This is a genomic window from Halobaculum halobium (assembly GCF_030127145.1).
GTDB lineage: Archaea > Halobacteriota > Halobacteria > Halobacteriales > Haloferacaceae > Halobaculum > Halobaculum halobium.
Map to the genome: position 1 here is coordinate 2,178,462 of NZ_CP126158.1, position 20,482 is coordinate 2,198,943.

The following is a 20,482-nucleotide window of genomic DNA, read 5'->3' on the forward strand; positions in this document are numbered from 1 at the left end:
GGCGGTCGGCGCCCGCGAGCGCCCCTCAGCGAGGCCCAGCGTCACGCCGACCGTCGCCGTGAGGACGATCAACGCGGCGATGAGCGCCACGAGGTTCGCCTGTCCGCGACCGGTCGACGGCGTGCGCGAGTTCCGGACCGACTCAGTCATCGACTCACCAACTCGACTGACACGTGGTCTGTTTCGCCGACGATCCGTAGGACAGTCTCGGCGCCGCTTCGCCACGTGCCGCTCACTGACGAAACGCGCTCGGGGAGCGCGAGCCGAACAGTCCCGTCGACTGACGGGTTCGGGTGATCGAGGCGTAGCACCTCGCCCGCGGCGACGACCCGGTAGCCCGACCCGCGGATCGTCGCCGGAAGCTCCACGCGTCGCTCGACGTGCACCGACGCGGCGGGTGGCGGAACGGCACGCTCGACGTCCGTCGCCGCGCCGGCGAGCGCCCGGTCGCCGACGCGATCGGCCGCGGCGTCGCGGTAGTCGGGGACGGCGCCGCCGAACAGCGCCGTCGACAACCCGCCGACGAACAGCACGACGAGCCCGATCTCAAGCGTCTTCGCGACGATGGGCGTCACCGCACGATCGCAGCGACGACCGCCGCCGGCCGACGTGTCGCCCAGACCTCGCCCGGTCATCGCCCCGCCTCCGCGTGTACTCGGTGGACGACGAGGTGTAACTCACGGGTTCCCGGAAAGCGGGCGACGACGCTGTCGACGCCGTCTCCGTCGAAGTCGCGGGTACTCGTGGTCGCCCCGCGGCGCTCGAAGAACGCCCGCCACGGTCGCGGCGTGGCGGTCTCGACGGCTATCTGCCACTCGCCGTCGCCGTAGGCGCTGCGATCGTGGGTCACGCGCGTCGACAGGGGAACGCGCCCGCCGCCGGCGTACGAGAAGCGCGCGTCGCCGAGGACGGCGACGCCGGCGACGGCCGTCCCGGCTGACGTTGCAAGCGGCGGGTCGGCGTCCATGACGGCGTTCCCCGGTGGACCGCGGACGACCGCGCCGGCGACGAACGCCACACGGTGGCCGTGGCTCGACCAGACCACGCCGCCCGCCTCCACGCGCCGAACCTCGCCGCTGGCGTTCAGTACTCTGACCGTCCGGTTCACCGTGTGCAAGCGTCCGTCGCTGTAGGAGACGGTGCCGCGGTGGTGGCCGGTTACTTCGACCGGCGAGAGTGCAGCGTCGAGGTCCGCTGAGACGCGGCCGGCGTCGACACCTGCGGCGTTCGACTCCACGACGGTGCCGACGGTCGCCGTGAGGCCGGCCATCGAGACCGCGGTGATCCCGAGTAGCAGCGCGACCCCGATAACGTGCGACTGCCCGCGGCGGGCGCGGCGACCGCCGTCTCGCCCGGAACCGTCGCTGTCGCCGGGGATCACAGTAACCCCGCGACTGCGAACACCACGTAACAGACACCCACGAGCGCGCCGGAGTGCAGCAGCACCGCGTAGCCGCCGCGACCGGCCGCGCCCGCGAACAGCCCCGACGAGAGAACCGTCGCCTGCGCGACCACGTAGAATCGGTGCCGGTCCCGTTCGGGATCGACGGCGGTCGGGTCCAGCGCGCCGCCGCCGGTCGACAGCGACGCCAGGTCGGCGAACCCGTCGAGGACGGTGAGGTTCACCGCGACGACGATCCCGACCACGAGCAGTGCGGTCGTCCAGCCGACGGCGACGTAGACGAACATGTTTGCGCGGAGTGCGCGCTTCTCGTGGTACAGCCGGCCGACCTCGGCCTGGAGCGTCTCGAACACCGCGTCCGCGTCGCTGCCGGCGTCGAGCGCACCCGAGACGAGTCCGATCGTCTGTGCGGACAGCGGCGTCCCGACGCGTTCGGTGAACCGCTGCAGCGCCCCGATCCGTACGTCCTCCTCGCGCCCGCCACCGATCCCGAGCGCGAACGCGAGGTCGGCGACGTCCGGGTCCAGTTGGCCGAGGTCGACGTTCTCGGCCGCGTGTTCGACCGCCGCAGCCAGCGGTTCCCCGAGAGCGACGCGGCCGGCGACGGCGTGCACGAAGTCGCTGATCTCGCGGTCTTTCGCGTCGTCGATCCGGCCGCGACGGAGCGCCACTCCGCCCACGGGAACGGCGTAGGCAGCGTACGCGAGGAGCGCGGCGTTCGCCGCGTCGACGCCGTTCACGAGCAGCACGCCCAGCGCGACGACTCCAAGCGGTACGAGCGCGACGGCGGCGCTCGCGGGATTTGTCGGCACCGACCGCAGCAGCGCCAACGGGTCTCGCGGGGGCGCGTAGCTCGCCCGTTGATCCGCGGGACGGAGGTCAGCGACGAACGCGGCCGCTCCGGCGCCGAAGACGAGGACGGCCCCTGCGGCCCCGTACACCGCGATCGCGCGTCTGCTGGCCGTTCCCAGCGGCGTCGTGATCTCCGCCGATAATCCGGGCGTGAGCACGCTCATCACCGTGAGGACGATGACGAGCAGTGCGGGGAGCACGAGCAACACCACGAACAGCTCCGCGACGAGTTCCATCATGTCCGCGTTGCGCTTGCGCGTCTGTTCGCTCCGGTGCCCGAGCATTCGCGACTCCAGCGTGAGGTAGCCGGCCAGCGCGTCGTCTCCCTGCGCGGCGTGCTCGCGGAACTTCAACAAGAACGGCGCGAGCGCGTCGCGCGACGGGGTATCGCGAGCGACCCGGCCGATCCCCTCGTTCAGACTCCCCGTGAGCGACGCGGTGGTGAGCGCGGCGCGGATCGAGACGGCGGTCTCGCCGTAGGCGTCGTTGTCGGCGACGCGCCGCAGCATTGCCCGCGGTCCGTCGCTCCCCGACGACAGCGCCGTGAGGAACCGCGCCGCCCCCGGAAGCGTTCGTTCGATTCCGTTTCGGCGCGCCTTCATGCGCCACCGAAGGCGAGCACCGGCCAGCCGGATCGTCGCGTACTTGGCGGCGGTCCCCGCGAGCCCGGCGACCGCGGCGGCGACGTACAGCGGTGGGACCGTGCCGACGCCGAGAAGGCTGTCGCCGACTGCCGTGACGAGACCCGCGAGGGGCGCCGGCACAGCGGAGACGACCGGGAGCGCCCAGGCGGTGACGACCGCGCACGCGACCCACGAAAGCCCGTACGCCCGCGCGACGTACACGTCGAAGCTCGTCGACATCGCCGCTCCCCGGTGTCGCTTTCGATCGGCGGCGTGTCGTCGAGCGTCCGCGTGACGAGAGAACAGCGTGTACAACGCGCGATCGAGCACAGAGAGATCGTTCCCGCCGTCGACTCCGACGCTCGCACGGGGTGACGCCCCAGGTTCGCGCTGCGATGTTCCGTCGGCGGCGGCCACCTCTCTCATCGGCGACCCTCTCCCGTCGATCCGGACTCCGAATCGGTCGTCTCGTTCGCTCGCTCGCGGCCGCGGTGACGGCCGCCATCGGTTACGGGCTCCCCGTCGTCGGCGCGTGAGCGGTTCGCCTCGCTGTCGCGGCCGGTCGTCTCCCGACGGACGCGCTCGACGGTCGCCGCCTCGTCGGTGCGCAGGTCCGCGAGGAAGTCGAACGTCTCCTCGACGTCGGTCACGTTCTCGCGAACGAGGTACCGAACGTACCGGTGCTTCCGGTGAAATTCCCGCTCGACGGCGTCGACCGTCCGGTCCGTCCGGTCGGCGATCCCGTGGAACACGCGGTGGTCGAGACGCCGCGTCGCGTCGCCGAGGTCGGGGTGATCGTACGCGAACGCGAACTCGCCGTCCGGGTCGCGGTCGAGCACGCGGTTCCAGCCGACCGCGGCCCCGTCCTTCTCGACGACGCCGCCCGCGCCCGCACAGTCGGCGAACGCGTCACCGTCGCACAGTTCGATCGCCTCGCTGACGTAGCGGTCGCCGCCGGCGTCGTGCGGGAAGACGACGAGGTCGATCTCCCCGAGGAGATACGGGGGAAGCCCCTGTTCGATGACCCGATTGACGAGCGCGTCCACGTCGTCGGCGTGGGTGGTGCCGAGCACACCGTGACCCGTGTTGAGGCTCTCGCCGAACGTCTCGAACGATTCGGCCGTGTTCACCTCGGCGATCACTTCCACGTCCGGATTGAGGTAGTTCGTCTCGGTCATCAGGTCTGCCATCGTCACGCGCTTGAACTCGTTCTCGTGCTCGCGCGTCGTCAGCGAGATCCCCGTCTCGTGGGGGAGCGACACCTCGCGGCTCCCCTCGTCGATGGAGACCGGCCGTGCGTCGAAGGGGATGAACGGGGTGTGAGCGTTCATCAGCGTCGTCTTTCCGGCGCCGGTCGGCCCCGAGAAGAGGACGACGCCGCGGTGTTCGTACAACATCCACAGGAGCGTGACGAGCTCCGTCGGGAGCGTGTCAGTGTTCACGAGATCCACAGGCGTGTGCGGGTCGCCCGACTGCTTGCGTACCGAGAGGTGCGGGCCACCACTGGAGATCACCGGAAGCGCGACCGCACAGCGGATCGTGTCGGGAACGCCGTCGAGGTCGACGTTCACCTTGGCGCTGGGGTTCGAGGCGTTCAGCTCCGTCCCGTCGAGCGCGGCGAGTTGGGTGACGACGTTGACGAACTCCGTCTCGGAGTCGAACGAGAGGTTCGTCGGCACGCGCCCATCGGCGCTCACCCCGGCTCGCGGGACGACCTTCACGCGCTCGCCGACGCGGTTCGCCTCCACGTCCTCGAGGTGGGGATCACGAAGCGGGATCGTGAGCACGCCCTGGCCGACGTAGTCGCGGAGGACGTAGTAGACGAGGTCCGCGAGTCGGTCCGGGGCGTACCGCGAGTCGACCGGCGGCACCGCCAGGTCGTACTCGGCGAGGGCAGCCCGCATCCGATAGGCGGTCGCATCGAGCCACGCGCGCGTGTCCCTGGCGGTGAGCCGGCGTGAGAGAAACCGCCGAGCCCGTTCGCGAACGAACGCCGCGCGGTCCTCGACGACTTCCGTCGCGGTCGTCTCCCAGACGCGCTCTTTGCACTCGGCGATGAGTTCTTCGTCACCCGGAAGCAGCGGTGGCTCGCGGACGGCGTACTTCGTCGCGAAGCGGTCGTCCCCCAGCAGCCGGTCGCGGTACACCGCGACCTCGACGGCGAACCCCTCGAACGACACCTCGTAGGTGCGCAGGCGTTCGCTGGCGACGCGACCGACGTACAACGCGCTGACCGGCACGTCCGTGACGGCCGGGGCGAACTCGCGCGTGTGGACGACCACTCGCCCGTCCTCGCCGCTCACGTCGGCGACCTCGACCCGGTCGTCGAGCGCCATCGGCGTCACCCGCCCGAGCAGGCGAAACTCCCGGAGGGTGTGGTAGTCGACCCGCCGGCGCAACGCCGGCGTCGCGTCGACGAGCCTGTCGAGGGCGCGCTGGTACTTCGGCTCGAAGCCGGCGTCCGCGCGCTCGACGGCGCCCGCTCGGGTGAGCGGTCGGCGGTGCTGTCCCGCGTCGAAGCGATCTGCGACGGCCTCGCACGCGCGTTCGCCGGCGACGCCGAGGCTCGGCTCTCGCGTCTCGTAGCTGAACTCGCTGCCCGCGACGTCGCATCGCTCGCGGACGGTGGCGACGACGCCCGGATACGACTCGTACTGCGCACGCACGTCGGGTGCGTACCACGCGTCGACGGAGTCGGGCGGTTCGGGCGCCGGAACGGTCGGCCGGCGGTCCGTCGGATCGGTCATTACGGCTCGTGCTTCGTAGTCGTATTTAATACTTTATTTTCAGAAATAATATGTGGCGTGGCGGTACGAGTCTCGATGACGCGCCAGCCCTGCAGTGAGCCCGAACAGGTATCGGCCGCTACGACGGCGCTGCCTTCCGACAGCTGGACCAGGAGATCGACACCGAGGACGCGCACGACCACGTGGCCGACGGCGTCGCCGACAACGAAGGAGTCCTCTTGATGAAGAGCGACGCCGCTGCCGGCGGACGGACCGGTCGTCCGCAGTCGAGGGTCAACGCGTGCGTGCCAGTGCGGTACGATGGAAGCTGATGGCCGCCTCCCGGTCGAGTTCGGGGTACATCGGGTTCGTCACCGTGCCGGTCGAGTCGACTGCGCTATCCGCGATGGCAAGCGCTCGAGAGAGCGGATCGATGTCGGGGGACCGGCGCACGGTCTCGTAGCCGGCCCGAAACGCCGCTCGCTCCGCGCTCGGGTCGTCGAGGTACCAGTCGACGACGAGGTACTCGACCTTCGCGACGGCGAGCGCGGCCGGCGCCACCATCGGCGACTCCCAGTCCAGCACCGCGGCGACGCCGCCCTCGTCGACGAGGGCGTTCCCCGGCCGGAGGTCCCACGGGAACAACACCGGTTCGGACGCCCGCCCGGCCGCGTCCCGCACGGCGTCTGCCGCGGCCTCGTCCAGTCGTCGCCGGATCCGGGCGGCCACCGCGTCGAACGCCGGCGGGAGTCGGTCGAGCGCGGCGCGTCCGTAGTCCCTGATCCACGCGACCGGCTCCGTGTGTTCGTGAACCGCGAGCGCGGACACCCCCGTCTCCGTCGGCCACTCGTCGGCCGCCCACTCCTCTCCCGTCGGCTCCACGTCTCCGAAGCTACCGAAGGTGGCGGCGGCGTGGACCTCCCCCAGGTACTGCCCGAAGGCACGAGCGATCTCGCGCCGTCGCACGGTGTCGAGACTCGCGAACCGCTCGTGGAGGTCGTCACCGCGCACCAGTTCGGAGATCATGTACGCGACCTCGCCGGCGACACCACCGGCGAGCACCGTCGGCACGGGGATCGACGTCGCCTCGCCGATCGTCATCGTCACGGCCGCCTCCGACCGGAGCGCGTCGACGTCGCCACCGGTCTGCACGACGACCGCTTGGTCGTCCGCAAACTCGACCACGGAGGTCGTCTTGCGGTTCCCGCGCGGAACCGGTGAAACGGACGCGACGTGTCGTTCGGGGAACGCTCGCCGTACGGCCGCCCTCGGGTCAGTCACCCGTCTCACCCGAGCACCCCAGAACGGTCTCGAACGCGTCGAGCGAATCGAGCGTCCACGTCGGGGAGTACCCCTCGTCGTCGGCGTCCGGATCGGGCCGGAGCCAGACGGAGTCCAGCCCGGCGGTGAAGGCACCGGCGACGTCGTACTTCAGGGAGTCTCCGACGTAGACGGCGTCCGCCGGCGCGACGTCGAGTGCCCCGAGCGCGCGGTCGAACGGCTCCGCGTGGGGCTTCCGGCGCGGGAGGTCCCCGGCGTACACGACCGTGTCTAACCGGTCGGCGAGTTCGAGCGTCTCGACCTTCGACGACTGCCTGCTCTGGGGGCCGTTCGTCACGAGTCCGGTTCGGGCCGTCTCGGCGGCCCGGCCGATGGCTGCCTTCGCGCCGGGTACGAACTCGACGGCGGCGTGATCGATGGCATCGAGGAGGCCCGTCGACAGCGCCACCGGGTCGACTTGCCGGTCGTGGATCGTCGCCAACCTGGCGAATCCCGTCGCGAGATACCCGACGTGGTCGTCGGGGTCCGGCGGACCGTCCAGCAGTTGCCAGAGGGCGGCCGGCTCGCCGAACGGCTCGGTCCCGACCGACTCGAAGGCCGCCTCGTACGCCGTCGTCACGTCCCCGGTCGGGCGGCAGAGCGTCCCGTCGAGGTCGAAGAGAACGGCCTCGTATCTGTTCACGTCCGTGACTTCGGCCGACCGGATATACCTGTTCGGTCGGCGGTCGGGGTCGGGGACCGCTTCCGTGCGGCGCCGAGGCTCGACTCGTGGGGCTGCTCGTCGCCGCGTTCGCCTTCGACATGATGATCGCGCGGGTCGCGCCGGCGCGGTGAGGCGGACCGCCGCGTCGGGGCCCGCGGTCGGGATCGAACCTTTGTCGACCGCGCCCGTCTCGAGGACATGGCGCGGATGGATCCCGAGGCGGTGATGCGCGCGTGGGACGAAGTGGCCGCGACGTACGCGCGGCGGCGCGACCCGGACGGCTCCGACGCCGCGCTGATCGACGACCTCCTCGCGGCCCTGCCCGCGGAGCCGCTGGTGCTCGACGTTGGCTGTGGCGACGGCGCTCGCACGCTCGCGAATCTCCCCGGCGACGCGGTCGGCCTCGACGTCTCGCGGGCGGGGCTGATCCTCGCGCGCGAGCGTGTTCCCGGGAGTCGACTGGTCCACGGCGAGATGAGCAGCCTGCCGATCCAAACCGATGGGGTCGACGGGGTCACGGCCTACCACGCCGTCTTCCACGTTCCGCGGGAGAACCACCCGACGGTGTACCGCGAACTCGCCCGAGTGCTCCGCCCCGGTGGCCGCCTGCTGATGACCCTGCCGGGCGGCCGCTACGAGACGGTTCGCCGGGGATGGATGGGCGGGGAGATGTTCTTCTCGACGCCCGGTCGGGAGACGACGCTCCGGCAGTTGCGGGACGCGGGGTTCCGGGTCGACCGGACCGTCACCGCCGATGACCCCCTCGGGAGCGGCACCGAGTTCGTCTTCGCAGCCAGGGAGGAGTGACCGCTCGTTGGGGCGCGTCGACAGCGATGGCCAGCCTCGATAGCCGGCGGTGCCGTCCTGCGCCGGTAATCGATCACGGCGGTGTCCGATCATCACCGCTCTTGTGTCCACAAGTTGGTACAGTACGCGAGCGCGGCTCTCGTCCGCACACCAGGACGCGAAGCGTCTTGGAGACGGGCGTGAATCCGACACACGTCGAATACCGAAGTCGTCACCGGACGACGTGTAGTGGCATTCTCATAATTCAATAAACATGTATGATATTCATCAACCGCGAGCGCGGAGTATCGTAGACGAGGAGAATACGATGAACAAGAATGTCGGCGGCATCGATCGCATCGCCCGTCTCATACTCGGCCCCATCCTGGTCTTGGCGGGAATCGCTGGCTACGCCGGCTTGCTCGCTCTCGCAGTCGGCCCGCTACCCCAAGCACTCACCGCGATACTCGTGTTCCTCATCGGGGCGATTCTGCTTGTCACCGGACTCGTCCAGAAGTGTCCGCTGAACCGGCTTCTGGGACTCGACACGTACCGCCAAAAGAAACGCGGCAAGTCCGAAGAACAGGCGATTATCGACCAGCGGTAGCTGCGTCTATTCGCTCCGTGGCGGTACTGCCCAGAGATGGCCAGTGAGGGCTCGATTGGAGGTCGCTTCTACTCCGGTGGTCACTCAGGTGGGCTCGAAGCTCGCGACGAAGATATCTGCTGTCTCTGACGATATGCTGGACCAGTTCTGGGTAGTAGCTGCGGATTTCAAGGGATCCGGAGCAGCGACTCCGACCTCGGTTCCCGCGACCGAGACGGGCGCCGACTGCGATCGCCGGCGGCGTTTTATGATACCGGCGCCTCCTGAGAAACGTGCTCGGAATCCGGTACTTCTCGTGCGACCGGTGCGGGCTCGTTCACTCGGACCTCGATGAGCCGGCACGCTGTGCGCGCTGTGCCAGCGATGGATTCACACCGGTCACCGCCGACCGCGGGCGAGACGAATCTTCCGCCGACGCAGCGTACTTCGCCGGATCGATGATCGACGACGACTGACCGTCGCGTTCGCCCGCCGGCGGTCTCACTCGGCGTCGACGGCGTGCTCTCGGAGCGTCTCCAGCGGGACGTCCTCCAGCACCGCCTCGTTCGTCGCCGCGAGCACGACCGGCGGCGCGACGCCGGCGGCTCGCGCCTCCTCCCAGCGGGGCAAACAGAGACACCACCGGTCACCGTCGGACAGGCCCGGAAAGCCCAGATCCGGCCGCGGGGTGATCAGGTCGTTCCCCCGGTCGCGAGCGTACCGAAGGAACTCGTCGGTGACGACCGCGCACACTTCGTGGCGCCCCGGGTCCCGGACGAGGTGGCGGCAGTGACCGTCGCGCAGATAGCCGGTCTCGGGGTCGCTGCTACACGTCTGGAGCGGTCCCCCGAGCACGTTCCCCTCGGGATCGTCTGGATCGGTCCCGCTGCCATTCGTCTGTGGATCGGTCATCTCAGATGAACGAACGGACGGGACGATGAAAAGACCGCGGCGATCGGACCCAGAGCGGTCGGGCGCCGGCCACGGCCCCCCGATCTCTCGCTCAGAACTCGTCGATCACCGGGATCCCCTCGGTCCCGAAGTCGGTCATCGCCGCCAGCTTGTCGTTCACGTCGTCCAGCGACACGGTCTCGCTGATGACGGCGCTGGGGTCGAGCTTGTCGCGGGCGACCATCCGGAAGATCTCGTCGTAGCGCGTCGGCGGCAGGCCCAACGAGCCGACGAACTCGATCTCATTCATGACCATCGCGTCGGTCGGGAGTCCCACCATCCCCTCTTCTTCGGAGGTGGTGAGCCCGATCTGCACGTGCGTGCCGCGCGTCCCGAGGCTGAGCACGGAGTTGCGGCACGTCTCGGCGATGCCGAGGGCGTCGACGGAGACGTGGCAGCCGCCGCCAGCGAGCGCCTGCACAGCCCCGGGTACGTCGTCGGCGTCGCCGGCGTTGACCGTCTCGGCGGCGCCCAGTTCCTCGGCCTTCGAGAGCTTGTCGTCGTCGAGGTCGACGGCGACGACGTTCGCACCGAGGGCGTCGGCGATGTGGACCGCCGAGAGGCCCACCCCGCCGACGCCGTGGACGGCGACCCAGTCGCCCGCCTCCACGGGCGCCCGATGAGCCAGCCCGTGGAAGGCAGTCATGAACCGGCAGCCCAGCCCCGCCATGTCGACGGAGCCGACGCCGTCGGGGAGATGGACGAGGTTGTGGTCGGCCGCCGGGACGTGAACCAGCTCGGCGAAGGCGCCGGGAACCGGCTCAACGAACCCCAGCGGCATCGGGTTCTCGCAGGTGTTCCCGTGACCGGTTCGACACTGCATGCACGTGCCGTCGCCGAGGTTGAACGGGACGGCGACGTGGTCGCCCTCGGCGAAGTTCGTCACGTCCTCGCCGACGGCGGTGACACGGCCCGCCGGCTCGTGGCCCAGGATCTGCCCGGGCTGGGGTTGAATGCCCAGCCAGTCCCAATCGCCCTGCCAGCCGTGCCAGTCCGACCGACAGATCCCGCACGCCTCGACCTCGACGACCACGCCCTTCGGCTGCGGTTCGGGATCGTCGACCTTGGTTACGTCGAGCGGTTCTCCGTGTTCGCGCAGGACTGCTGCTCGCATGACACGTGATCGTTGGTGACAATCACCATAGCTGTTCTTGTCAGTTGACTCGCTCGGCGGGGCTAGTCGACCGGCTATCAGGTGCCTCTACGACAGTCACGTCGGGCTGGCGGGTGCTGTCGGAGAGTTATCTCTCGTCGAGCGGAACGAGCGAGCGGATCGCGCGGTCGCCGGCAGTCAACGCGAGCGGGTCGTCGCGACTCACGCGACCGGGAGGTCGAGCGCGATCACTGTGCCGTCTTCGTCGGCCGATACCAGCCGCAGATCACCGCCGTGCATATCGGAGACCCACTTTACCAGCCACAAGCCCAAGCCGGACGCGTGTTGCAGTTGCGTTATCTCGTGGTCGCCGGCGACGACCGTCCACTCCGCTTCGGGGATCCCCGGCCCGTCGTCGGCGACCGCGATCCGGACCGTGTCCTCGTCCACATCCACCACCCGGATCTCGACCGTCGAGTCCGGCCCCGGCGTGCCGAATTCGACAGCGTTGTCGAGCAGTTCCGTGACGGCCCGGTGGATCGCACCGTCGTACGGGACGGAGCCGGCGACCTCGACGGCGACCCGAACGTTCGTCTCCGGTGCGATCGACTCGGCGAGCTGGCTGAGCTCGTCCTCGATCGCCGCCGGCGACTCCGGTCGCTGCTCGGCCTCACCGTCGCCGTTTCGGAGCGTCCGCTGGATCGCCTGTGCCGTCTCGCTCGTCTCGACGAGCGACCGGCTCGCCTCCTCGATCTTCGCTGCGTGCTCCGCCGCGGCCTCGGGGCTGTCCGCCGTCCGGACCAGTCCCGCCCGACCGAGGATGACGTTCGTCTGGTTTCGGAGGTTGTGCCGCAACAGCCGATGGAGCACCCGTAGGTGGGTTTCCTGCTGTTTGACCTCCGTGACGTCGGTCAGCACGACGAACGCTCGCTCGGTGCCGTCGTCACGGTAGGGAACGTTTCTGAGTAGGTAGTAGCGACGGCCGTGAGGCGTCTGAACCTCGATCTCTCGTTCGATCGCGCCGTCGGCGGCGCCGAGCCCAGCGAGGGCGTCCGCGATCGCCGTGGGGATCGACGAACGGACCGCTGACAGCGGCGCGTCCTGGAGCGTCGAGCCGTCGGTGTCGGTCAGCGCGACGAAGCGGTCGTTGACCGCGCGGACCGTGGCCTCGGCCCCCTCGAAGCTCACCTCCAAGAGCGGATCGGTGAGCGTCTCGAACAGTTCAGCGAACCGGCGACGCTGCCGCGAGGCCTCCGCTCTCGCCGTCCGGAGCTCGCGGATGTCCTGGACGGTTCCGACGACACCGTCGGCGCCGACGGCGTCGATCGAAGAGACGGTTATCCGAGCGGGGATCGCTTCGCCCCCGCGTGAGATCAACTCCGTCTCCATCGCCATCGACGCGGCGTCGGCCGCCGGATCGAGGAGGTCGTCTGCGGCCGCATTCTCCGAGAGCACGGCGGTTACGTGCGTCCCCACGAGTTCCGACCGGGTCGTCCCGAGCGTCTCCGCGAGCGACTCGGTGACGATCGTGAACTCGCCCTCGTGATCCAGCGTGAACAGCATGTCGTCTGCGGCCTCCACAGCGGCCTGATAGCGACGGCGCTCCCGGTCTTGATCGACGCGGTCGAAGACCGACCCCGCCGTCGCTGCAAGCAGTTCGAGGAACCGCTGTCCGTCGCTCGAGAACACTCCGCCGCTGCGGTGGCCGACGCTCAGGGTGCGCGTGTCGCCGATCGGGAGGTACGTCCCAGCCGCGTCCAGATCGGGGTCGATGTGGTCGAGGTCGTCGCTTCTGACGGTGCGCTTGTCGGTGAACGCCGTCCCGACGGGGCCCTCGTCGGAGTCGTACCGCGGGCGGTCCCCCAGTTGTTCGCGGACGGCGTCTGGGACCGCGACCGGCACGAGCTCGTCGGTCTCTGGATCGTGCTCTCGGACGACGGCGCTCTCGGCCTCGATCGTGTTCATGGCCACGCCGACGACCCGCTCGGCGACGCCCGCGGCCGTCGTCTCGCCGACCATTCCCTGGGTCGCCCGCAGGAGGTTGTTCAGGATTCGCTCCCGCCGACGCTGCTGGCTCACGTCGCGGAGCGTCCCGACGGTGCCGGAGAACGAGCCGTCCTCGTGGGGTCGAAGCGTCATCCGGTCCGTGCAGGGCACCCGACGGCCGTCCTTCCTGACGAGTTCGACGTCGAGCTTCGCGATCGACAGGTCGCCGTCCTCGTCTCCGGAGTAGTCTCTGAGCAGGTCTCGGAGCGCGTCTTCCGCCTCCTCGACCGTCTCGTCGTCCTTGATCCGATGGACCGACGACCCCACTAACTCTTCCTGTTCGTATCCCGTCATCTCGCACAGCGCGTCGTTGACGAACGTGAACCGTCCGTCTTCGTCGAGAATGTACACCGCGTCGCCGACGGTCTTGACGAGGTACTCGTAGAGGGCACCATCGTAGTCGAGGCCGGCGGGCGTCGCGGGCTCGTCGCCTCCCGGTTCACGTTCCACCGCCACCGGCCGCCCGTCTTCGGGGGTCGCGCCCGCGTCGCCGGGCGAGGAGAGCCGCTTGAGCTTCGCCGCGAGCAGGTCGACGTCGTCTCCGGGCTCCCAGACGACCGCGTCCGTGGCGCCCGCATCGATAGCCGCTCCGGCAACCCGCGGCTCCGGAGTCACCCAGACGACCGGTCGGTCGACGCCAACCGGGATGCGTTCGGCCTCAGTCGCGAACACGACGGCTGGCGCGTCCGCATTCCCGACCGTGTCGCCGCCGAGTTCGCCGAGTTCCCGGAGGGCGTCAAGCGGAACGCCGGCGTCCGTCGAGAGGGTGGCTACCGCTGCTTCGAGCGCCTCGAGCCGGTCACAGAACCCGTCCCCGTAGTACGGACTGACCGTCTGCGCTTCGGTACGGGTTCGGTCTACCATCTGCCGGAGTGGGGCCTCACTACCACTTGAAGCATTCGTGTGACGGAGCGTGGCGAGCCCATCGCCGGGAGCGTCGGCGTGACTCCCTCGAGTGGCCCCCGCAGACGACAAGCGAGGGCGCACCGGCGGCGACGCAGTGCCGGGCCTTGGGGGCGGTCTTGGCCCGAACACCGAAGTGCCCGCCCGCACGATTCGTCGGACGATGCCCTCCCTACTGGAGCGACTGCTCGGTGAGGACACGCCCGACGAACAGGTCGATCTCGAATCGCGCCAGGAAGCCGCCGACGAGGCGCTCCGGGCGGCGGTCGACCGCGCAGGGAACCCGGTCGAAGACTGCGGCGTCACCGCCGTCGCGGTCGTCAACGAGGGTCCCGACGGTCAGCCGGTCGTCGTCCCCGTCGCGCGCTTCTCGCTCGGCGAGGACGTCGAGACCCCGGACCGCGACCTCGCGTGGGACCTCGTCGGCGAGGCTGCCGCGGCGATGCGCGAGCCGTTCGGTGACGTGTTCGTCCGTCACTACGACGTGCAGTTCACCTTCGACGGGGACGAGCTGTTCGAGGCCGAGGAGTGTCGGCGCGTGCTGCTCTCGACCGACCTCGCGGACCGCTACGGGACGGACCCGAGCTTCTCGGCCGGGGACCTCCGCGCCGCCGTCGAGGCGGCCGACGACATCGACGACGAGGTCGCCCCCGTCGCGTGGGGCGAACCGGTCGACTACAGCCGGAGCGACGACGCCGCGGTCGTGGTCGCGGGGACGGCCGCCGCGACGGCCGCGAGCGCGAGCGCCGCCAGTTGCGCGGGCGCCGGCGCGGCAGCGGGCGCGGGTGGCGGCGCCTGCTGACCGTCGCAACGCGATCGACCGCTGGTCGCCCGGCGCCGTCGCCCGCCCGTTCCGCCGCACTGCTTATTCTCGCGCCGCCGCTAGCTCCTCCGATGCCACCGACAACGCCCTCCGATCTCCCCTCGGACGGCACGCCCGCGCTCTCCGTCGAGGGACTCTCGAAGCGCTTCGGCGCCGGGGCCGACGCCGTCCGCGCGGTCGACGACGTCTCGTTCGCGATCGAGCGCGGGTCGGTCGTGGGGCTGCTCGGTCCCAACGGCGCCGGCAAGACGACGCTGATCAAGTCGGTGCTCGGGACGGTGCTCCCCGACGAGGGGACCGTCCGCGTCCTCGGCCGCGACGTGACCGACGGGCGGCGGGCGGCCTACGCGGACGTGGGCGCGATGCTGGAGGGCGCCCGAAACGACTACTGGCGGCTGACGGTCAGAGAGAACCTCCGCTACTTCGCGACGATCGGCGGCGTCGCCCCCGACTCGGTCGCCGACCGTCACGAGCGACTGCTCGACCGGCTCGACTTGGCGGACAAAGCGGACACGCCGGTCCGCGAGCTGTCCCGCGGGATGAAACAGAAGGTGTCGTTGGCGAGCGTGCTCGCGGGCGACGCGGAGCTGGTGTTCCTCGACGAGCCGACGCTCGGTCTCGATGTGGAGGGCTCCCGGACGCTCAGGCGGGAGATCCGCCGGCTCGCCGAGGAGGAGGACCTCACGGTCGTCGTGAGCAGCCACGACATGCGCGTCATCGAGGACGTTTGCGACCGCGTGATCGTCATGTCGGAAGGGTCGGTCGTTGCCGACGACGCCGTCGAGCGACTGCTCGGGGCCGTCGACGACTCCCGCCTCCGGATCGCGAGCACGGACCTCTCGCCGTCGACGATCGACGACCTGCGCGACCGGTTCGACGTCGCCGACGCGGACGCGGCCGCCGACCCGCCGACCGTGGAGGTGCGGACCGACGGCGACGCCGTGTACGATCTGTTCGACGCGCTGCGCGCGGCTGACGTGACGCTCGACGGGATCGACACCGTCGAGCCCAGTCTGGAGGACGTGTTCGTGCAACTGACCGGCGCGGACGCCGAGGGTTCGCGGGGACCCGGTTCGGACGAGGAACGCGGGCGGGCGGCTGGCCGACTGGCGGCCGCGGTCGGCGACGGCGGGGGTCGACGTGACGGCAACCGACGCCGCTGGCGACCCGCCGACGGACGCGTCAACCGCCGCCGCCGGAGACGCATCCCCGGCCGGCGATAGTCCGCCCCCGGCTGGCGACGACCCGCGGCCGGCGACGTTCCTCGACCTCGCTCGGGCGGTCCTCTACCGAGAGTTCCTGATCTTCCTTCGGTATCCGGCGAACGCGATCGGGGGGATCGTCATCTCCCTGGTGTTCTTCGGGCTGTTGTTCTTCGGCGGGCGGCTCCTGGCGGGGCAGGCGCTCGCGGACTCGCTGTCGGGGATCATCGTCGGCTACTTCCTGTGGACGCTGGCGGTGGGCGCGTACTCCTCCGTGTCCAACGACATCTCCAGCGAAGTTCAGTGGGGGACCTTGGAACGACACGTCACCACGCCGTTCGGGTTCGCGCCCGTCGCGCTGCTCAAGGGGGTCGCGAAGGTGGTCCGAACGTTCCTCACCTCCGCAGTCGTGCTGGCGGTGATGCTCGTCATGACGGGAACGTCACTGCAGATCGCGCCCGTGACGGTCGTCGTCATCGCGGGCCTGGCGATCGTCTCCGTGTTGGGGCTCGGATTCGCCGCAGGCGGCGTCACCGTGTTGTACAAGCGGGTCGGCAACTGGCTGAACCTCCTGCAGTTCGGCTTCGTTGTGCTCGTCTCCGCGCCGGTGTTCGATCAGCCGTGGCTGCGGGCGCTGCCGCTGGCCCACGGGAGCGCGATGCTCCAGCGGGCGATGGTCGACGGCGTCCGCCTGTGGGAGTTTCCGCTCGCGGATCTCGCGCTGCTGATCGGCGTCGCCGTCGGCTACCTGGCGGGCGGCTACGTCGTCTTCCACTACGCGACTCGACGGGCGCGCCGCCTCGGCGTGCTCGGTGACTACTGATCGGGCGCAACGTTCAGGCTCGCTCGGCCACTCACTGTCGACAACCCGTGGCGCCCGATCCCGACAGCGACACCGCGGACGGCACCGACGCACACACTCCTGTCCACACTGACGCCGATGACTCCCGGAGTGAGCCCGACCGGAGCGTGTTCTCCGGCGGAACGCTCTCGGATCTGTTCGTCAACGCGGTCCCGGTCGCGATGCTCGTTGCGTTCGTCGTCGGGTTCGGGGTGCTCGCCCCCGGCAACCTCGACTCCGACCCGCTTCTCGGCTTTCACGCCGCGCTGATCGCCGGCGTCGTCCTCGTCAGCGCCGTCGCCGCCCGTGCCGTCGTCGCCGGCGGCGGCGACCTCGACGGCGACCGCGAGATCGACCTGTACGACCCGGACGAACGCGACGACGCGGGCGACGGCCCGGGCGACCGCGACGGGGAGCGCGATCCAGCGGACAGCGACGACGACGGTGGCGACGGTCCCGTGCCGGACGACCCAGCCGGCACGGGCCACTCCGCCGGTTCCGGCGACGCTGACAGCACTGGCGACTCCCGCGACGACGGGCTCCCTCGCCACAACCCCTAACCCGGTCGCGCCGGTACGGACAGTACCATGACCTTCGACCCGATGGACCAGGGAATCGACGCCGAGGAGGCGCACGAGCGCACGACCGACGCGATCGCCGACAACGAGGTGGTGTTGTTCATGAAGGGGAGCCCTCGGATGCCCCAGTGCGGCTACTCGAAGCGCGCGATCGGGCTGATCAGCCAGTACCGCGACGACGTGGCGACGGTGGACGCCCTCGCGAACCTCGACGCCTTCCGCGAGGCCCTGGAGGCCGAGAGCGGCTGGGAGACGATCCCGCAGACGTTCGTCGACGGCGAGTTCGTCGGCGGCAGCGACATCCTCGCGGAACTGGACGAGCGGGGCGAACTCGCGGAGACGCTCAACGCGGACGCTGACGCCGGTACAGACGCCGACGCAGCCGTCGACGGCGACGGAGAGACGGCGACGGACGCACCGTTCTAACCCCGTTCGTCTCCTCCGTCAGATGCCCCAGATGACGGCGATACCGGCGGTTGCGACGACCGCGAGGAGCAACTGGAGCGGGCCGCCCACCCGCAGGAAGTCTGTGAACTCGTAGCCGCCGGGGCCGTACACCATGAGGTTCGTCTGGTAGCCGACGGGCGTCATGAACGAGGTCGCGGACGCGAACATCACCGCCAGGAGGAACGCGAACTCGTTGGCGCCGAGGCGAGCGGCCGTGGTGACGCCGACCGGGATCAGCAACACCGCCGTCGCTACCGGCGTGATGACGCTGGCGAGGACGCCGGCGATCGCGTACAGGAGGAACAGCACGCCGATCGGCGGGAGGACCTCGCCGGTCGCGACGAGAAACGCCGAGACGGCGGCTGCCCCGCCCGTGGACTCGAGCGCGATCCCGAGCGGGATGACGCCCGCCAGCAGAAAGATGACGTTCCACGAGACGGCGTCGTACGCGTCGCCGCTCGTCAGACACCCGGTGACGACCATCGCGACGACGCCGGCCAGTGCTGCGATCACGATCGGGAGCACGTCGAGGGCGGCGAGCGCGACGACGCCGCCGAGAATGCCGACGGCGATCGGCGTCTTCGGGGACAGCGGCGCGATCTCGTCGATGTCAGCGGTCGCCAAGCGGTCGAGGGCGCGCTCGTCGGCGACGACGAGGTCGCCGGTGTCGGTGAAATATCGGATCGACGCGGGCGTCGTCCGAACGAGCAGCAAATCGCCGGCCTGTAGGGTGCGGTCACGGAGGTCGGTGCGGAACAAGGTACTGCCGCGGCGGACGGCGAGTACGCTCGTCTCGTGATACTCGTGGAGGCCGGTCTCGGCGACGCTCTCTCCGACGAACGGCGAGCGCTCCGGGACCACCGCCTTCGCGAGTACTCCGTCGGTGGCCGTCGACTCGAACGTGTCCTCGGTCACCGATTCGCGGACTCGCTGTCCGAGGTTCGCCTCCTCGCGGAACCGGTTCACCGCCTGCAGTGAGCCGTGCACGACGATCGCGTCGCCCGCTTCGATGACACGATCCGAGTGCGGGCCGGCGTACGCCTCGCCGTCCCGGCGAACCTGCAGGATACGGACCTCCGGGTGCGCGCCGTCGAACTTCTCGACGGACGCGCCGACGGCGGGTGACTCCGGTCGGACGGACATGAACGTGAGGTACTCCTCGAGATCGAACTCCGAGACGGGGTCGCTGTCGACCGGAACGCGAGCGGGCGTGAGCCGCCAGCCGACGGTCAGCAGGTATATCAGGCCGACGGCGAGCAGTACGACGCCGAGCCCCGTGAACTCGAACATCCCGATGCCGTCGCGACCGTCGATGAGGAGGCGTGCGAAGTCGCTGGCGAGGATGTTCGTCGACGTCCCGATGAGCGTGAGCGTGCCGCCGAGGATGGCCGCGTACGACAGCGGGAGAAGCAACTTCGAAGGACTGAGATTCGACTTCTCGGCGAGGCCGGTGACCATGGGGATGAAGACGGCGACGACGGGCGTGTTGTTCACGAACCCCGCGATCGGACCGGTCGTGCAGACGGTCGCGACGAGCGCACGGAACTCCCGCCCGGCGGTGAACTCCGCGAGGTAGACGCCGAGGCGCTCGACGACGCCCGTGTTCTGGACGCCCGCGCTGAGCATGTACATCGCGATGATCGTGACCGTCGCGGGGTTCGCGAACCCCGAGATCGCCTCCCGCGTGCCGACGCCGGTCCACGGTTCGAGGATGACGAGCGCGGCGACGACGCCGATCGCGGTGACGTCGTTCGGAACGACCTCGGTGAGAAACGCGACCAGCACAGCGAGAATAAGGAGAAAGACGACAGTGATCCCCGAGATCTCGACGATCGGCATACTCGGCGAGATTCGCCTCAGTCTCTTTATTCGATCGGCTCGCTCCGGTCGGAGCGGACCGTCTGATTCTCAGTACTAATATCTCGGTGGGTGCCTATTTGTGGGACGGACGTGCCAACTAGTCCATGGCTTCACGTATGACCGATCCGACACGACGGAGTTCACAGCGGCCGTGAGCGACGACGCGAACGTGACTGTCCTCCTCGTCGACGACGAGATGGCGCTGGTATCGCTATACAGCGCGTACCTCGAGTCCCGATACGAGGTCAGGACGGCGACGGACGGCGAGCAGGCGCTGTCCGTCGCTGACGACTCGGTGGACGTGGCGCTGCTGGATCGACGGATGCCGGGGATGAACGGCGACGACGTGCTCCAGGAGTTGCGCGCGGCCGATATCGACTGTCGCGTGGCGATGCTCACCGCGGTCGAGCCGACGGCTGCCATCGTCGACATGCCGTTCGACGACTACCGAGTCAAGCCGGTCGATCAGTCGGAGCTGATCGGGCTCGTCGAGGTGCTGGTCGAACGGGCGTCGTACGACGAACGAAGCCAGGAGTTCTTCGCGCTCGCGTCGAAGAAGGCGGCGCTGGAGATCGCTGGCGAGACCTCGACGGACGCGTACGCGTCGCTGCAGGAGGACATCGAGGCGGTGCGCGCCGACCTCGACGAGCAGCTCGATGCGGTCGGTGCGGAGGCGGCGTTCGCCGACCTGGACTGACCGAGGGGCGCACGGGCGGTGCTCGTGGCCGTCCGTTCGTCCGGAGCGATCGACTGACGCCGCGACGACCGCCCCGCAGCTA

19 protein-coding genes and 1 pseudogene are annotated in these 20,482 nt (G+C 69.7%); 9 read left to right on the forward strand and 11 right to left on the reverse strand.

Annotated elements, in window-relative coordinates; genetic code table 11:
• Window positions 1-57 precede the first annotated feature (57 nt).
• The 7 genes and pseudogenes from P0Y41_RS18020 to P0Y41_RS11340 form a co-directional block, all read right to left on the reverse strand.
• Window positions 58-150, reverse strand: a pseudogene (locus P0Y41_RS18020) (hypothetical protein); the annotation flags it as partial.
• The gene (locus P0Y41_RS11315) at window positions 147-635 is read right to left on the reverse strand and encodes a DUF7266 family protein (RefSeq protein ID WP_284061444.1); all 489 of its coding nucleotides are present in this window, start codon (window positions 633-635) and stop codon (window positions 147-149) included. The pseudogene P0Y41_RS18020 and the gene P0Y41_RS11315, both read right to left, overlap by 4 nt.
• The gene (locus P0Y41_RS11320) at window positions 632-1,381 is read right to left on the reverse strand and encodes a DUF7289 family protein (RefSeq protein WP_284061445.1); all 750 of its coding nucleotides are present in this window, start codon (window positions 1,379-1,381) and stop codon (window positions 632-634) included. The genes P0Y41_RS11315 and P0Y41_RS11320 overlap by 4 nt, the downstream gene beginning before the upstream one ends.
• A complete protein-coding gene (locus P0Y41_RS11325; protein WP_284061446.1) occupies window positions 1,378-3,117 on the reverse strand; it encodes a type II secretion system F family protein in 1,740 nt (579 codons plus the stop codon). The genes P0Y41_RS11320 and P0Y41_RS11325 overlap by 4 nt, the downstream gene beginning before the upstream one ends.
• 182 nt (window positions 3,118-3,299) lie before the next feature.
• Window positions 3,300-5,624: a type II/IV secretion system ATPase subunit gene (locus P0Y41_RS11330; protein ID WP_284061447.1), complete on the reverse strand. Its 2,325-nt coding sequence runs from the start codon at window positions 5,622-5,624 to the stop codon at window positions 3,300-3,302.
• A 273-nt stretch (window positions 5,625-5,897) separates the two neighbouring features.
• Window positions 5,898-6,788, reverse strand: coding sequence for a phosphotransferase family protein (locus tag P0Y41_RS11335; RefSeq protein ID WP_284061448.1), 891 nt, complete (start codon window positions 6,786-6,788; stop codon window positions 5,898-5,900).
• 88 nt (window positions 6,789-6,876) lie between these two features.
• A complete protein-coding gene (locus P0Y41_RS11340) occupies window positions 6,877-7,566 on the reverse strand; it encodes an HAD family hydrolase (RefSeq protein ID WP_284061449.1) in 690 nt (229 codons plus the stop codon).
• A gap of 228 nt (window positions 7,567-7,794) precedes the next feature.
• Here P0Y41_RS11340 and P0Y41_RS11345 point away from each other — a divergent pair, with 228 nt between their 5' ends.
• The 3 genes from P0Y41_RS11345 (at window position 7,795) to P0Y41_RS11355 (ending at window position 9,435) form a co-directional block, all read left to right on the forward strand.
• The gene (locus P0Y41_RS11345; protein WP_284063407.1) at window positions 7,795-8,394 is read left to right on the forward strand and encodes a class I SAM-dependent methyltransferase; all 600 of its coding nucleotides are present in this window, start codon (window positions 7,795-7,797) and stop codon (window positions 8,392-8,394) included.
• A gap of 307 nt (window positions 8,395-8,701) precedes the next feature.
• On the forward strand, window positions 8,702-8,980 hold the full coding sequence (locus P0Y41_RS11350) for a YgaP family membrane protein (RefSeq protein ID WP_284061450.1): 279 nt from the start codon (window positions 8,702-8,704) through the stop codon (window positions 8,978-8,980).
• 272 nt (window positions 8,981-9,252) lie between these two features.
• Window positions 9,253-9,435, forward strand: a complete 183-nt coding sequence (locus tag P0Y41_RS11355) for a hypothetical protein (RefSeq protein ID WP_284061451.1) — start codon at window positions 9,253-9,255, stop codon at window positions 9,433-9,435.
• Window positions 9,436-9,460: 25 nt separating this feature from the next.
• On the opposite strand, the gene P0Y41_RS11360 is transcribed toward P0Y41_RS11355, so the two are convergent.
• From P0Y41_RS11360 to P0Y41_RS11370, 3 genes are all read right to left on the reverse strand, one after another.
• Window positions 9,461-9,871 (reverse strand): DUF2237 family protein, encoded by a 411-nt coding sequence (locus P0Y41_RS11360; RefSeq protein ID WP_284061452.1) that lies wholly within the window; start codon window positions 9,869-9,871, stop codon window positions 9,461-9,463.
• A 91-nt stretch (window positions 9,872-9,962) separates the two neighbouring features.
• On the reverse strand, window positions 9,963-11,024 hold the full coding sequence (locus P0Y41_RS11365) for a zinc-dependent alcohol dehydrogenase family protein (protein WP_284061453.1): 1,062 nt from the start codon (window positions 11,022-11,024) through the stop codon (window positions 9,963-9,965).
• 201 nt (window positions 11,025-11,225) lie between these two features.
• Window positions 11,226-13,913 (reverse strand): PAS domain S-box protein, encoded by a 2,688-nt coding sequence (locus tag P0Y41_RS11370; RefSeq protein ID WP_284061454.1) that lies wholly within the window; start codon window positions 13,911-13,913, stop codon window positions 11,226-11,228.
• 202 nt (window positions 13,914-14,115) lie between these two features.
• Between P0Y41_RS11370 and P0Y41_RS11375 the strand changes: the two genes are divergently transcribed.
• The 5 genes from P0Y41_RS11375 to P0Y41_RS11395 all read left to right on the forward strand — a co-directional run bounded on the left by P0Y41_RS11375 (window position 14,116) and on the right by P0Y41_RS11395 (window position 17,822).
• Window positions 14,116-14,754, forward strand: coding sequence for a hypothetical protein (locus P0Y41_RS11375; protein ID WP_284061455.1), 639 nt, complete (start codon window positions 14,116-14,118; stop codon window positions 14,752-14,754).
• 92 nt (window positions 14,755-14,846) lie between these two features.
• The gene (locus tag P0Y41_RS11380) at window positions 14,847-15,998 is read left to right on the forward strand and encodes an ABC transporter ATP-binding protein (protein WP_284061456.1); all 1,152 of its coding nucleotides are present in this window, start codon (window positions 14,847-14,849) and stop codon (window positions 15,996-15,998) included.
• Window positions 15,916-16,800, forward strand: coding sequence for an ABC transporter permease (locus tag P0Y41_RS11385; protein WP_284061457.1), 885 nt, complete (start codon window positions 15,916-15,918; stop codon window positions 16,798-16,800). Before P0Y41_RS11380 ends, P0Y41_RS11385 begins: the two co-directional genes overlap by 83 nt.
• Window positions 16,801-16,847: 47 nt before the next feature.
• A complete protein-coding gene (locus tag P0Y41_RS11390; RefSeq protein ID WP_284061458.1) occupies window positions 16,848-17,378 on the forward strand; it encodes a DUF6684 family protein in 531 nt (176 codons plus the stop codon).
• 27 nt (window positions 17,379-17,405) lie between these two features.
• Complete coding sequence (locus tag P0Y41_RS11395) at window positions 17,406-17,822, forward strand: glutaredoxin family protein (protein WP_345783161.1); 417 nt, start codon at window positions 17,406-17,408, stop codon at window positions 17,820-17,822.
• Window positions 17,823-17,840: 18 nt separating this feature from the next.
• Here P0Y41_RS11395 and P0Y41_RS11400 read toward each other — a convergent pair whose 3' ends face one another.
• Window positions 17,841-19,682: an SLC13 family permease gene (locus tag P0Y41_RS11400; RefSeq protein WP_284061459.1), complete on the reverse strand. Its 1,842-nt coding sequence runs from the start codon at window positions 19,680-19,682 to the stop codon at window positions 17,841-17,843.
• A gap of 172 nt (window positions 19,683-19,854) precedes the next feature.
• Here P0Y41_RS11400 and P0Y41_RS11405 point away from each other — a divergent pair, with 172 nt between their 5' ends.
• Entirely contained in the window at window positions 19,855-20,400 is a 546-nt protein-coding gene (locus P0Y41_RS11405; protein WP_284061460.1) for a response regulator, read from the forward strand.
• Window positions 20,401-20,482: the final 82 nt, after the last annotated feature.